Genomic DNA, 13,204 nt, shown 5'->3' with positions numbered 1-13,204 from the left:
CCCGCGGCGGGCCACGGAGCGCTCACCAGTCGCTGGCCGAGGCGTGCACCGCCGCGTCCCGCCACTGCTGGTCGGCCCGCTCGAAGCCGTCCCGGGCCAGTGCCTTCCACAGCCGCAGTCCCAGGGCGGGGTCCTCCTGCTCGAGCTCCGCGAGCGTCTGCGGGGGCAGCACCCGCGCGGTGACGTCGGTGACGGCGCTGAGCGTCACGTGCTGCTTGTCCCCGGTGCCGAGGGCGAGCTCCCCGAAGCTCATCCCGGGCCCGAGGACCTGCAGCTCGACGCGCTCGCCGACGGGGGTGCGCAGGGACATCGAGACGCTGCCGCTGACGATGAGGTGGATGCCGGCGAAGTTCTGTCCCGTGCGCAGGATGTTCTCCCCGGCCGCCCACGTCCGCTCGACGGTCCGGGCGCGGAGGGCGCGGGCGTCCTCGGGCTCCAGCCGGGAGAACAGCTCGGACTCCACGGGCCGGACCCGGGACGGGGTGCACTCCGGTCCGCCGTGCTCCTCGAGCAGCGCGTCCTCGACCCACTTGATGGCCGCGGCCCGGCTGGGGAAGACCTCCAGCGGCGGCTCGCCCTCGAAGGAGCCGGCGAAGCCCGGATCGGTGGCCACCGCCACCACGGTGCGGCCCGCCGCCTGCAGCTCGGCCCGGGTCTTGGCCAGCAGCGGCATGGCGTACTCCGCGATCACGTCCACCCGGCGCAGGTCCACCACCACGTACTGGGCGCCGTAGGCGACGTCGCGGACCGTGCGGATCGCGGTCTCGGTGCCGGTGAACAGCAGGTCGCCCTGGAGCTCCACGACCACGGCGTCCTTGCCGTGCTCGGCCAGCACCGCCTCGGCCTCGGCGTTGCGGCGCACCAGCGACGGGGACTGGTCGATCGGGTAGCTGGCGCGCACGGTGGAGCGGGCCACCCGGGCGGTGTGCGTGAAGTGCAGGTCGAGGTCCTGGGAGAGCCGCTCGCAGGCGAGCACCCCGCGCACGCTGTTGCCGTGCCGGTCCAGGGCCGGGGAGAAGGTGGCCACCGCCAGCTCCCCGGGCAGGACGGCGATGATGCCGCCGCCCACCCCGGACTTCGCCGGCAGGCCCACCCGGACCATCCACTCGCCGGCGTCGTCGTACATCCCGCAGGAGCTCATGACGGACAGCACCCGGGAGACCGTCCCGACGTCGAACACCTCGTCCCCGGTCAGCGGGTTCGTGCCCGCGTTGGCGAGCGTCGCGCCCATCAGGGCGAGGTCGCGGCACGTGATGAGCACCGAGCACTGGGCGAAGTAGTCCTCGAGGGCCTGGGTCGGGTCCCCGTCGATGATCCCGGCGGAGGCCAGGAGATAGCCGAGGGCGCGGTTGCGGTCCCCGGCGTCGCGCTCCTGGTCGAGGACCTCCGGGCTGATCGCCAGCTCCCGGCCCGCGCACCGCGAGTAGGCGTCCCGGATCCGGTCCCGGCGCAGGTCGCGGTCGCTGTCGGGCACGAGCCACGTCGAGGCGATCGCGCCGGCGTTGATCATCGGGTTGGCGGGCCGCCCGGTGCCGGGCTGGAGGGAGATCTCGTTGTAGGCGTCCCCGCTGGGCTCCACGTCCATCTTCGCGTGCACCGCCTCCGCCCCGAGGTCGGAGAGCGCGAGCGCGTAGGTGAAGGCCTTGGAGATCGACTGGATGCTGAACTCGTCCCGCGTGCTGCCGGCCTCGTAGACGTGCCCGTCCGCGGTGGCGATGACGACGCCGAAGCGCTCGGTGTCGGCCTGCGCGAGCGCGGGGATGGAGGGGCTGGGCTCGCCGCCGCGGACGTCCCGCAGCTGCTCCACCACCTGCGCGAGGTACTCGGTGACGGCCGACGGGCCGAAGAGCCCCGTCTCGGCGCGTGCTTCTTCCTCGGTGCTGGGCTGCGGCACGGTCGGTCCTCCGGTCGGGTCGGCGTGGGCGGCGCGGGACAGGCCACCACTCTAGCCGTCGGGCGGCTGCGCGGATCCGGCCCGCCCGCCGGGGGCGGCGGGGTCCGGATCGCGGCGGGAACCGTGCGGTAGAGTGGTGCCCGCTCCGGACCGGCCGTGCCCCGCGCCCGCCGGTGGAGCACGGGCCTCTAGCTCAGTTGGCAGAGCAGTGGACTTTTAATCCATGGGTCGTGGGTTCGAGCCCCACGGGGCCCACGCAGTGCAAGGGCCCCGGTCCCCGGGAACTCCCGGGGGCCGGGGCCCTTCGCCGTGGCCGGCACGCGGATCGTGTCCCGGGTGCGCCGCGGTCCCCGGGCGGAGGCCTCCGTCGCAGGGGCGGTCCTCGGCGCCGGCCGGGCGGGCGCGCTCCGTGGCGGCCCCGGTGAGGCAGCGGGCGGAGTCGACGAGGCGGGCGTTGCGCTCGGCCGCCCACTGCGGGATCCGGGCGGGCATCGTGGCGTACCAGCCCAGGTTGTCCCGGCACTGCGCCCGCAGGGCGGAGCCGGCGCCGGTGTCGGTCGCCGTCACGGTGAGGGTGGACGGGAAGCGTCGCCGTCCCCGGGCGGACCCGGTGCCGCCGAGACGGAACGCGACGTCCGACCCGACGTCGACGACGGCCGCCTTGCCCTTCTGCCGGACCGTGGCGCCCTCCGCGCGGAAGTGCTCCGTGATGCGGTCCAGGGCCTGGGCGGCGGGCAGCCCCGACGCCCACTCGTCCTGGAGGCAGAAGCGCTCGTGGCGTGCCGCACGGGGGGCCCACCGGCAGAACAGGAGACCGGCGCCGATGGTCCCCAGCCAGAGCACCGTGGCCCAGAGCGGGAGCTCCAGGCGGCGCAGCGCCCAGAACGGCGCCAGCAGAAGAACCGCGCCGAGTGCCGTGAGACCCCTCGGTGTTCCCCGGGTGTCGGTCATGAACGCGTTCCCCCTCCGCGCGGCGAGCCCTGCCCCGTCAGCTGGCTCCCTTCCTACGGGAGGGCATTTGCATCTGCAAGACACGCAAGGGGGGACAGGGGCGGAGGCGATTCGTGCGTGCAGACCGTGGTGCCGTGGTCCCGGCCGCACGGTCCGCGGTCACGGAGCTGCCGCGGAGCACGTGCCGGGAGGCTCCCGCGCTGTGCCGCGGGCGGGGAACTGCTAGTCGAGCAGGGCGAGGGCCTCGCCGATGCGGTCGCGCAGGGCCCTGGCCTGCTCCACGGTCCACGCCTCGTGGCCGATGTGGAGGACCGTGCCGTCGGGGTGGGCGTAGGAGCCGTCCGCGGTGCTGATGACCTCCCAGGTCTCCAGGAGCGCGACCGGTGACGGGCCGGCGAGGGACCGGGCGGGCAGCTCCCGCGAGTTGGTGACCGTCTCGGGGTCGGTCATCTCCTGACGGGTGGCCCAGTGGGGGCGGGGGACGAGAGCGGTGTTCTCGTACATGGGGGTGCCTTCCAGGAAGAGGGGGTATGTCCATGTTTGTGCATGTGACCACGTGTTCGCGCTCGTGGCGTGCGCGTGTCGCCGAGGGATCGAGGAGTAGACGTCCGTCGGCCCCGCCTGCACTTTTGTCCTGCCGGAGGGCGTCGCCGGGCCGGGGCCGGCCTGCTGCCCGCCCTACGGCCCCTCGAGCTGCTCGGAGGGGGTGGGGACGGACTCGGGGCCGGGCGGGTCCGGCGCCGGGGCCGCGGACCCGGTCCCGGGGTCCGTCGGAAGACCGTCCGGGGTGGGAGTCGGAGTGGTCGTGACCGGAGGAGGAGGGCTGAACGAGGTGGGAGAGACGCCGGGCGTGCTCTCCGCGTCCTGCGGCCGGTCGTCGCACCCGGTCAGCGTCAGCGCGAGCAGGGCCACGGCGGGGATCGTGCGGCGCATCGGGAGCCTCTCTGTCGGGGACGACTCCTCCTACGGTAGCGGGGCGCGGCGCCGTCGCGGAGGAACGTCGCGGAGGAAGGTTGCGGAGGAAGGTCGGGTCGCGGGCCCGGCCGCCGCCGGCTCGCCGGCGCCCGGGTGTGCGAGGATCCGGGGACCAGGGTGCCGACCGGCAGGAGCCGCCATGTCCGAGCGAAGCAGCGAACGCACCGCCCTCGTCCTGCTGTCCGCGACCGCGGTGCTGCTGCTCGGGGGCCAGCTCCTCACCTGGTCCTCGGAGGACGGGGCGTTCAGCGCCCTCGTGCTCGTGCTGCTGCTGCTCTGGTCGGCGGTCATCGCCGTCCGGGTGGTCCGCTTCCTCCGGCGGGACCGGGGCCCGGACGACGCCGGGCCCGACGGTCCCGCGTAGGGCGCTGCCGCGGGCTGCCGGTGGGCCGCTCGCGCACCGCCGCGACCGTGTCCCGCGCCGTGTGCGGCCCACGCCGATGAGCGCTGCCGAGCCCGGCCCCGACCCGACCGGTCAGCGGAGGCTGATCGAGTCGAGGGCGGCCTGCGCCTCGGCGGTCAGGTTCTCCGGCAGCGGGGCGCTCTTGACGGCCTCCGACGAGGCCTGCTGGCCCTCCTCGCTGACCACGTAGTGCCCGAACGCCTTGGCCAGCTCGAGGACCTCCGGATCCGCGTAGCTGCTGCAGTAGATGTGGTAGGAGACCAGGACCACCGGGTAGGCCCCGGGCACGTCCGGCTCGCGGTCCAGCTCGAGGGCGATGTCGTGCGGTCCGGTGCCCTCCACGCGGGAGGCCTCGCCGACCGCGGCGCCGGCCGCCTCGCCGGACACGGCCACGTACTCGGAGCCGACCTCCACCCTGGCCTTGCCGAGGGACTCGTCCACGAGCGAGTCGTCCGCGTAGGTCACGGCGCCCTCGGTCTCCGCCGTGAGGCTCACCACCCCGGCGTTGCCCTGGGAACGCTCGGTGGGCAGCTCCGACGGCCAGCTGCCGTCCTCCTCGTCCGTCCACACCTCGGGGACCACCGAGTGCAGGTAGTCGGTGAAGTTCTCGGTCGTCCCCGAGTCGTCCGCGCGGGCGATGGGGGTGATGGGCAGGTCGGGCAGCTCCACGCCCTCGTTCTGGGCGGCGATCGCCGGGTCGTCCCACCGGGTGATCTCGTGCCGGAAGATGCGCGCGATGGTCGCGGCGTCGAGGTTCAGCTCCTGGATGCCGGGGAGGTTGAAGGCGATGCTGATCGGGGAGATGTAGACGGGGATGTTCAGGGCGCCGCCGGGACCGCAGAACTCGCGGACCTCGGCCTGCTCCTCCTCGTCCAGGTACGCGTCCGAGCCGGCGAAGTCCGTGCCGCCGCCCACGAGCGCGCTGCGCCCGGCCCCGGAGCCCGCGGAGAGGTACTGCACCTGGGCGTCCGGGTGCCTCGACTCGAAGCCGCTGCGCCAGGTCAGCATGGCGGCGTTCTGCGCCGAGGACCCCACGCCGGTCAGGATCCCGGACAGGTCCGAGCCGCCCTCCTCCGCCGCCCGGCGCTGCTCCTCGCCGAGCGGGTAGTCGGAGCCGCACCCCGTCAGCGCCGTCAGGGCCAGGACCAGGGCCGGTGCCGCACCGGTCCGCAGCGCCCGGGCGGGCCTGGTCCGGCGGGGCGGTCGCGAAGCGTTGAGCATGGAAGGGTCTCCTCGGAAGCGGTCAGGGTGCGGCGTCAGGGAGGCGGCGCGCCCGCAGGCGTGCAGGTCCGGGCGCCCAGCCTACCGCCACCGGCGCGGTGGGCCGGTCTAGGGTGAGCCCATGGAAAAGCTCTCCTCCTCGTGGCGCCGGGTGTCCAGCAACTTCTGGTTCGTGCCCGCCGTGTGCGTGCTCATCGCCGTCGTCCTGGCCCAGTCCGTCGTGGCCCTGGACCGGTGGCTGCCCGAGGGCCTGGACTCCCCGTGGGTCGCCTGGGTCTACGCCGTCGGCATCGACGGGTCCCGGGCGATGCTCGCCGCGATCGGCGGGTCGATGCTCGGCGTGGCCGCGACCGCCTTCTCCATCACGATCTCGGTGATCGCCACGGCCAGCTCCACGTACGGCCCGCGGCTGGTGCGCAACTTCATGGCGGACCGCTGGAACCAGCTGGTGCTGGGCGTGCTCGTCTCGACCTTCATCTACTCCCTGCTGGTCCTGCGCACCATCCGTTCGGCCTCCGACGACCTCGCCCAGCCGTTCGTCCCCCATCTGGCGGTCAACCTCGCGGTGCTGATAGCGGTCGCGGACGTGGCGCTGGTCGTCTACTTCATCCACCACATCGCGGACTCCGTGCAGGTGGACACCCTCGTGCGCGGCGCGCGCCGACGGCTGCTGGGCGTGATCGAGCGGTGGCACCCGGAGGAGGTGCCGGAGGAGCTCGTCCGGACGGTGCGGCACCGCGACGGCGGGGGCGGGATCACGGCGGGCGCCGACGGCTACGTCGCCGGCGTCGACTTCGAGCGGCTGCGCGACCACGCGGAGTCCGGTGACGTCGAGATCGAGCTCGTCCCGCGCGTGGGCGACCACGTCCTGGCCTCGGAACCCCTGTTCCGGGTGTGGCCCGAGCACCGCGCCGAGGAGCTCCAGGACCGGCTGCGGCGCTGCGTCCGGCTGAGCGACTCGCGCTCGGCCGACGAGGACGTGCGCTTCGCCGAGCAGCAGGTCGTGGAGCTCGCCGTGCGCGCTCTGTCCCCGAGCACCAACGACCCCTACACCGCGGTCAACGCCATCGAGGAGGTCGCGTCCGCTCTCGTCCGGGCCGTCTCGCGCCCGCTGCCCGGCAACACGGTCGTGATGGACGGCGTGCACCGGCTGCGGTACGGGACGGTGGGGATCGACGAGCTCGTCGACATGCCGTTCGACCAGATCCGCCCGCACGCCACCGGGCACGTGAGCGTCCTGCTCGCCCTCGTGGACCTCGCCGCGCGCCTCGAGGAGGCGAGCATCCACCCGTCCGTGCAGCGGCAGGTGCGCGAGCACGTCGAGGTGCTGCTCGACCAGTTCCGGGACAGCGCGCCGCACCCTCGGGACCTCGCCCGGGTGGAGCAGCACGTCAGGGTGCGCTCGGCCGGCTGAGCGCGTCCGCTACCGGCGCCGGAGCCGCGGGACGCGGCGCAGCAGGACGCCCACGGCCACGGCGGTCGCGGCCAGCAGGGCGGCGCCGATCCCGGCCGACAGGTGCACGCCGGCCTCGAAGGCGGCGACGGCCGAGGCCAGCAGCTCCCCGGACGCGTCCGGGCCGAGGGCCGCGGCGACGTCGACCGCCCCGCCGAGGGTCTCGGACGCGGTGGCGGCCTGCTCCGGGTCCAGCCCGGGCGGCAGGACCGTGCGGCGGGCGTAGGTCGCGGTCACGGCCGTGCCCAGGACGGCCACGCCGAGCGCGGCGCCCAGCTCGTAGGCGGTCTCCGAGATCGCCGAGGCGGCGCCGGCCTGCTCGGGCGGCACCTCGGTGAGGACCAGGTCCCCCGCGATCGTCTGGGCCGCGCCCGAGCCCAGCCCGACGACCACGAGGGCGACCACGAGCACGAGCCCGCCGGAGAGGTCGCCGAGCAGGACGAGCAGGAAGCCCGAGGCCATGACGAGCAGCCCGCCGCCGAGCACGAGCGCCGGCGGCACGAAGCCGACCACGTGCACCACCAGCAGCCCCGAGGCGATCGTGACGGCGGCGCCCGGCAGGAGGGCCAGACCCGCCTGCAGGGGCGGCATGCCCTCCACGAGCTGCAGGTGCTGGGAGACGAAGAACAGGAAGCCGATGAAGGTGGTCGAGGCCACCAGGTTGTTGAGCAGTCCGCCGGCGAACGGGGCGTGGCGGAACAGCCGCAGGTCCAGCATCGGCACCGGGCTGCGCAGCTGGCGGCGCACGAACAGCGCCCCGGCGGCCGCGGCCGCCACCGCGGCGGCCAGCACGCCGGCGGAGGGCCCGTGCGCGCCGAGATCCTTGATCCCGTGCACCAGGGCCACCATGGCCACGACGATCAGCGCGGCGCTGGGCACGTCCACCGGACCCGGCGCGGGGTTGCGGGACTCGGGCACCAGCACGGGCGCCAGGACCAGCAGCGGCAGCAGCACGGGGACCGCCAGCAGGAACACGGACCCCCACCAGAGGTGCTGGAGCAGGAACCCGCCGACGACCGGCCCCAGGACCCCGCCCGCCGAGAAGCCCGTGGCCCACACCGCGATGGCCGTCCGCCGCTGCGTGGCGTCGTGGAACATGTTGCGCAGCAGGGACAGGGTGGCGGGCATCAGCATCGACCCGAAGAGGCCCAGCGCCGCCCGCGCGGCGACGAGCACCTCCCCGCTCGGGGCGAACGCGGCCACCGCGGACACGGCCGCGAAGCCCGTGCTGCCCACCAGCAGCAGCCGGCGGCGGCCCACCCGGTCCCCGAGGGCGCCCATGGGCACGAGCAGCCCGGCGAGCACCAGCGGATAGGCGTCCACCATCCACAGCAGCTGGGCTCCGGTGGGGCGCAGCTGCCGGGAGATCTCCGGCAGGGCGAAGTTCAGCACCGTGTTGTCCACGGAGATCAGCAGCACCGGCAGCATCAGGACCACGAGCGCGGCCCACTCGCGGGCGCCGGCGCGGGCCGGGGCGTCGGGTGCCGGGGACAGCATGGCGGGACGGGGCTCCTTCGGGACGGGGTGCGGGGCCCATCCTTCCAGAGCCGGCGCCGGCCCGTTCCGGACGGAGGGGCCCGCGCCGCACTAGACTGCTCGGGACGGCCCGCCGGGCGAGCCCGCCCGGCACGTAGCGGCAAGCACGCAGCGGAAAGATTGAGGTCCCCGATGGTCGAGCCGGTCCCCACGAGCGCGATGTCCGACGCCGCCCCCGGCGTCTCCGAGCAGTACGAGGCGGCCCGGGACCGTGTCCTGGAGCTGCGGGAGGACTACGACCGGGCCCGCGAGGAGTTCCGCTGGCCGCGGATGGAGCACTTCAACTACGCCCTGGACTGGTTCGACCACGTGGCCCGGGATCCGCGGCGCGGGGCCCGGGACGCGCTGTGGATCGCCGAGGAGGACGGCACGGAGCTGCGCCGGACCTTCCGCGAGCTCGCCGAGTCCTCGTCGCGCACCGCGAACTGGCTCCGGGGCCTCGGGGTGCGGCGCGGCGACCGGGTCCTGCTCATGCTCGGCAACCAGCTCGAGCTGTGGGAGGTCCAGCTCGCCGGCATGAAGCTGGGCGCGCCCCTGATCCCCACCGCCGTCATGATGCCGCCCGCGGACCTGCAGGACCGGGTGCAGCGGGGGAGGGTCTCGTGGGTCGTCACGGACACGACCAACGCGCCGAAGTTCGCGGGCGTCGAGGGGGACTACCAGCTCGTCGTCGTCGGGGCGGGGGCCGGAGCGGTGCGTGAGCAGCTGACCGGTCGTCCCGTGCACGCCTACGCCGAGGCCGCGGACGCGGACCCCGTGCTCGTGCCGGAGGGCGTCACCCGCTCCCGGGACCCCCTGCTGCTGTACTTCACCTCCGGCACCACGTCCCAGGCCAAGCTCGTGGAGCACACCCACTACTCGTACTCCTTCGGGCACCTGTCCACGGTCTACTGGATGGGCCTGCGCCCCGGGGACGTCCACCTGAACATCGCCTCGCCCGGCTGGGGCAAGCACTCGTGGTCCAACTTCTTCGCCCCGTGGATCGCGGAGGCCACCGTGTTCATCCACAACCAGGCCCGCTTCGACGCGGTGGGCCTCATGGAGCAGATGGGCCGCGCCGGGGTCACGAGCTTCTGCGCCCCGCCGACCGTGTGGCGGATGCTCATCCAGGCCGACCTGCACCGCGTGCAGGACCCGCCGACGTCCGCCGTCTCCGCCGGGGAGCCGCTCAACCCCGAGGTGATCCGCCGGGTCCGGGACGCGTGGGGCGTGACGATCCGGGACGGCTACGGCCAGACGGAGACCACGCTGCAGATCGCCAACACCCCGGGGCAGCCGGTGGTCCCGGGAGCCATGGGGCGGCCCCTGCCCGGCTTCGTCGTCGAGCTCTTCGACCCGCAGACCGGTGCGCCCGCCGAGGAGGGGGAGATCTGCCTGAAGGTCGACGACGACCCGCCCGGGATCATGGCGGGCTACATCGACGAGCCCGAGCGCACCGCCGAGGTGGTCCAGGACGGCTGGTACCACACCCGCGACATCGCCCGCCGGGACGAGCACGGCGTCTACACGTACGTGGGGCGCACCGACGACGTCTTCAAGGCCTCCGACTACCGGATCTCACCCTTCGAGCTGGAGTCCGTGCTCATCGAGCACCCGGCGGTGGCCGAGGCCGCCGTGGTCCCGGCCCCGGACCCGGTCCGGCACGCGGTGCCGAAGGCCTACCTGGTGCTCGCCGCCGGCGCCGAGCCCACCCGGGAGCTCGCGGGGGAGATCCTGCGCTTCGCCCGGGAGAACCTGGCGCCCTACAAGCGGGTGCGCCGGGTGGAGTTCACCGATCTGCCGAAGACGATCTCGGGCAAGATCCGCCGGGTGGTGCTGCGGGAGCGCGAGGAGGCGGCGGACCGCACCGGCGCCGCGGCGCCCGCGGACGGCGGCTACGGCGTCGAGTACACGGAGGCGGACTTCCCCGGGCTGCGCGGCTGACGTCCCGCCGCCGGGCGCGGCGCACCGGCCGGTGCGCGGCACCCGGAATGTGACGTCACGCACATCCCGGGCCGTGCGCCCAACGGGGGACGTCCGGCGTGCGGGGTGTCCCCACTTCGTGCCACGCGGGCCGCCGCGCAATACCGCCCGGTAGGGAAAAGGCGCCGCCGAACCCCTCGCTGACCAGCACCAATGGATGAATTCCGATGGATTTCCCCCGAGGCGAATGTGACTTCACGCGCCGTGACAGGTCCCGGAAACCCTGCCACCATGGTGGCAATTGGTTCACCCGATGGGGCAGAACCAACTGATCCGCCGGGGGGCGGATCGACAGCGGTTCATCGGGGGATGGGCCCCGTGCACGACGGCATCGGGGGGTGCCCGTGCAACCGGTTCATCGGGGGGTGAACCGAATGGGAGCACCGCTGGGGGGCGGTACTCCCGCCAGGCGAGTCTCTGCTCGCCACCGGCCGTCAGGCCGGTCGATGCGCCCGCTGCGGGGGCCATCCGCTCGGCGGATGGGCAGCGGGCGCATCGCTCTGTCCGGGCCCGCCGCCACGGCAGGTCCCCGCCTCCGGTCGGGCGGCGTCGGGGGGCCCTGGAAGACTGGGGCCATGACGACTTCCCCGGCCCACGACACCGCCGCCCACGACACCGCGCCGGACCCGGCGCTGCACGAGGACGCCCTCGGGCTGCTGCGCGCGCTCACCGGCCGGCCGGACGCCGCGTTCCACCCGGGGCAGTTCGAGGCCGTCGAGGCCCTCGTGGGACGCGGCCGGCGGGCCCTGGTGGTGCAGCGGACCGGATGGGGCAAGTCCGCGGTCTACTTCCTCTCCGCCCTGCTCCTGCGGGCCCGGGGGCGCGGTCCCACCCTGATCGTCTCCCCGCTGCTGGCCCTCATGCGGGACCAGGTCTCCGCCGCCGCCCGCGCCGGCGTGCGGGCGGCCGCCATCAACTCCGCCAACGCCACCGAGTGGGGGCAGATCGCCGCGCAGCTGGAGGCCGACGAGCTCGACGTCCTGCTGGTCTCCCCGGAGCGGCTCAACAACCCGGTGTTCCGGGAGCAGCAGCTGCCGCAGCTGGTGGCCCGGCTCGGGCTGCTCGTGGTGGACGAGGCCCACTGCATCTCCGACTGGGGCCACGACTTCCGTCCCGACTACCGGCGCATCCGCGACCTCATCGCCCGGCTCCCGGAGCAGGTCCCCGTCCTGGCCACGACCGCCACCGCGAACGAGCGAGTGGTCGCCGACGTCGAGGAGCAGCTGGGCGTGCGGCCCGGCGGCAGCAGCACGGGCGAGGTCTTCACGCTGCGCGGCCCGCTCTCCCGGGCGTCCCTGCGCCTCGGCGTGCTGGAGCTGCCCTCGGCCACGGCGCGGCTGGCCTGGCTGCTCGAGCACGTCGGGTCCCTCCCGGGCAGCGGGATCATCTACGCGATGACCGTCGGCGCCGCCGAGGACACCGCCCAGGCGCTCGCCGGCGCCGGCATCCCGGTGCGCGCCTACACGGGGCGCACCGACCAGGGCGAGCGCGAGGAGCTCGAGGCCGCCCTCAAGGAGAACCGGGTCAAGGCCCTCGTGGCCACCTCCGCGCTCGGCATGGGCTTCGACAAGCCGGACCTCGGCTTCGTGGTGCACCTGGGCGCGCCGTCCTCGCCCGTGGCCTACTACCAGCAGGTGGGCCGTGCGGGCCGCGCCACGGACAACGCGGACGTCCTGCTGCTGCCGGGCACCGAGGACCGGCGGATCTGGGAGTACTTCGCCACCGCGTCGATGCCCACCGAGCAGAAGGCCACCGCCGTGCTGGCCGAGCTGGCGGCCGCGGGCGGGCCCCTGTCGGTGGCCGTGCTGGAGTCCCGCGTGGACGTCCGGCGCAGCCCGCTCGAGCTGCTCCTGAAGGTCCTCGCCGTCGAGGGTGCGGTGGAGCGCGTGCAGGGCGGGTGGCGGGCCACGGGGACGCCGTGGCACTACGACGCCGAGCGCTACGGGCGGATCGCCGCGGCGCGGGTGGCCGAGCAGAACGCCATGCTGGAGTACGAGCGCACCACCGGGTGCCGGATGGAGTTCCTCGCCCGGCAGCTCGACGACCCCACGGCCGAGCCCTGCGGGCGCTGCGACGGCTGCGCCGGTCCCTGGTACCCCACGACCGTCGACGAGTCCGCCACCGACTCCGCCGGGGCCGCCCTGACCCGGGTGGGCGTCGTGCTGGAGCCGCGCGCCCAGTGGCCCACCGGGATGCCGCGCCTCGGGGTCGACGTCAAGGGACGCATCCCGGAGGAGGAGCGCTGCGCCGAGGGCCGGGCGCTCGCCCGGCTCACGGACCTGGGCTGGGGCAACCGGCTGCGCGAGGTGTTCCGCACCGATGAGCAGGGCGCGCCGGTCGACGGAGCGGTGGACCCCGCCCTCGGCCGGGCCTGCGTCCAGGTGCTCGCCGAGTGGGGCTGGGCGGACCGGCCCGCCGCGGTCGTCTCCGTCCCGTCCCGCTCCCGGCCCCGGCTGGTGCGGTCCCTGGCGCAGGGCATGGCCGAGGTCGGGCACCTGCCCTATCTCGGGGAGCTCGACGTCCCCGAGGGCTTCCCGTCCGGGGGGCACGGCGGCAACAGCGCGTACCGCCTCGCGGCCCTGTGGGAGAAGTTCGGGGTGTCCCCCGAGCTCGCGGAGGGGCTGGACCGGCTCGGCGGGCGGCCCGTGCTGCTCGTCGACGACCTCGTGGACAGCCGCTGGACGCTCGCCGTGGCCGCCCGTGCCCTGCGCCGGGCCGGCGCCGGGCCCGTGCTGCCGTTCGTCCTGGCCGCCCAGGGCTGAGGCGCGGACCGCGCCCGGGCAGGACCCCCGGCGCGGTCTTGTACGCT

General features: G+C 74.7%; 9 protein-coding genes and 1 tRNA gene. 5 read left to right on the top strand and 5 right to left on the bottom strand.

Annotated features, from left to right (window positions below):
• Window positions 1–22 precede the first annotated feature (22 nt).
• Window positions 23–1,894, bottom strand: a complete 1,872-nt coding sequence (glsA, locus tag ACPYN7_RS13115) for a glutaminase A (protein ID WP_424347937.1) — start codon at window positions 1,892–1,894, stop codon at window positions 23–25.
• A gap of 182 nt (window positions 1,895–2,076) precedes the next feature.
• Here glsA and ACPYN7_RS13110 point away from each other — a divergent pair.
• A tRNA-Lys gene (locus tag ACPYN7_RS13110) sits at window positions 2,077–2,149 on the top strand.
• 918 nt (window positions 2,150–3,067) lie between these two features.
• On the opposite strand, the gene ACPYN7_RS13105 is transcribed toward ACPYN7_RS13110, so the two are convergent.
• Entirely contained in the window at window positions 3,068–3,349 is a 282-nt protein-coding gene (locus ACPYN7_RS13105) for a hypothetical protein (protein WP_424347936.1), read from the bottom strand.
• Window positions 3,350–3,523: 174 nt separating this feature from the next.
• A complete protein-coding gene (locus ACPYN7_RS13100) occupies window positions 3,524–3,778 on the bottom strand; it encodes a hypothetical protein (RefSeq protein ID WP_424347935.1) in 255 nt (84 codons plus the stop codon).
• A gap of 181 nt (window positions 3,779–3,959) precedes the next feature.
• Here ACPYN7_RS13100 and ACPYN7_RS13095 point away from each other — a divergent pair, with 181 nt between their 5' ends.
• Window positions 3,960–4,184: a hypothetical protein gene (locus ACPYN7_RS13095; RefSeq protein WP_424347934.1), complete on the top strand. Its 225-nt coding sequence runs from the start codon at window positions 3,960–3,962 to the stop codon at window positions 4,182–4,184.
• A 111-nt stretch (window positions 4,185–4,295) separates the two neighbouring features.
• Here the strand turns inward: ACPYN7_RS13095 and pstS are convergent, their stop codons facing one another.
• Complete coding sequence (gene pstS / locus ACPYN7_RS13090) at window positions 4,296–5,444, bottom strand: phosphate ABC transporter substrate-binding protein PstS (protein ID WP_058875308.1); 1,149 nt, start codon at window positions 5,442–5,444, stop codon at window positions 4,296–4,298.
• Between the two features lie 121 nt (window positions 5,445–5,565).
• Between pstS and ACPYN7_RS13085 the strand changes: the two genes are divergently transcribed.
• Window positions 5,566–6,858, top strand: a complete 1,293-nt coding sequence (locus ACPYN7_RS13085) for a DUF2254 domain-containing protein (RefSeq protein ID WP_424347933.1) — start codon at window positions 5,566–5,568, stop codon at window positions 6,856–6,858.
• Between the two features lie 9 nt (window positions 6,859–6,867).
• Here ACPYN7_RS13085 and ACPYN7_RS13080 read toward each other — a convergent pair whose 3' ends face one another.
• Entirely contained in the window at window positions 6,868–8,394 is a 1,527-nt protein-coding gene (locus ACPYN7_RS13080) for an MFS transporter (RefSeq protein WP_424347932.1), read from the bottom strand.
• A 171-nt stretch (window positions 8,395–8,565) separates the two neighbouring features.
• Between ACPYN7_RS13080 and ACPYN7_RS13075 the strand changes: the two genes are divergently transcribed.
• Window positions 8,566–10,356 carry an AMP-binding protein gene (locus ACPYN7_RS13075; RefSeq protein WP_424347931.1) on the top strand — a complete coding sequence of 597 codons (1,791 nt, stop codon included), beginning with the start codon at window positions 8,566–8,568 and terminating at the stop codon, window positions 10,354–10,356.
• A gap of 614 nt (window positions 10,357–10,970) precedes the next feature.
• Complete coding sequence (locus ACPYN7_RS13070) at window positions 10,971–13,157, top strand: RecQ family ATP-dependent DNA helicase (protein ID WP_058875312.1); 2,187 nt, start codon at window positions 10,971–10,973, stop codon at window positions 13,155–13,157.
• The last annotated feature ends 47 nt before the right edge of the window (window positions 13,158–13,204 follow it).

Origin of the sequence: Kocuria sp. CH-021, assembly GCF_049716185.1 — a bacterium.
Lineage (GTDB): Bacteria > Actinomycetota > Actinomycetes > Actinomycetales > Micrococcaceae > Kocuria > Kocuria cellulosilytica.
Note: the sequence above shows the minus strand (reverse complement) of the source record. Positions and strands in the feature narration are given on the sequence as shown.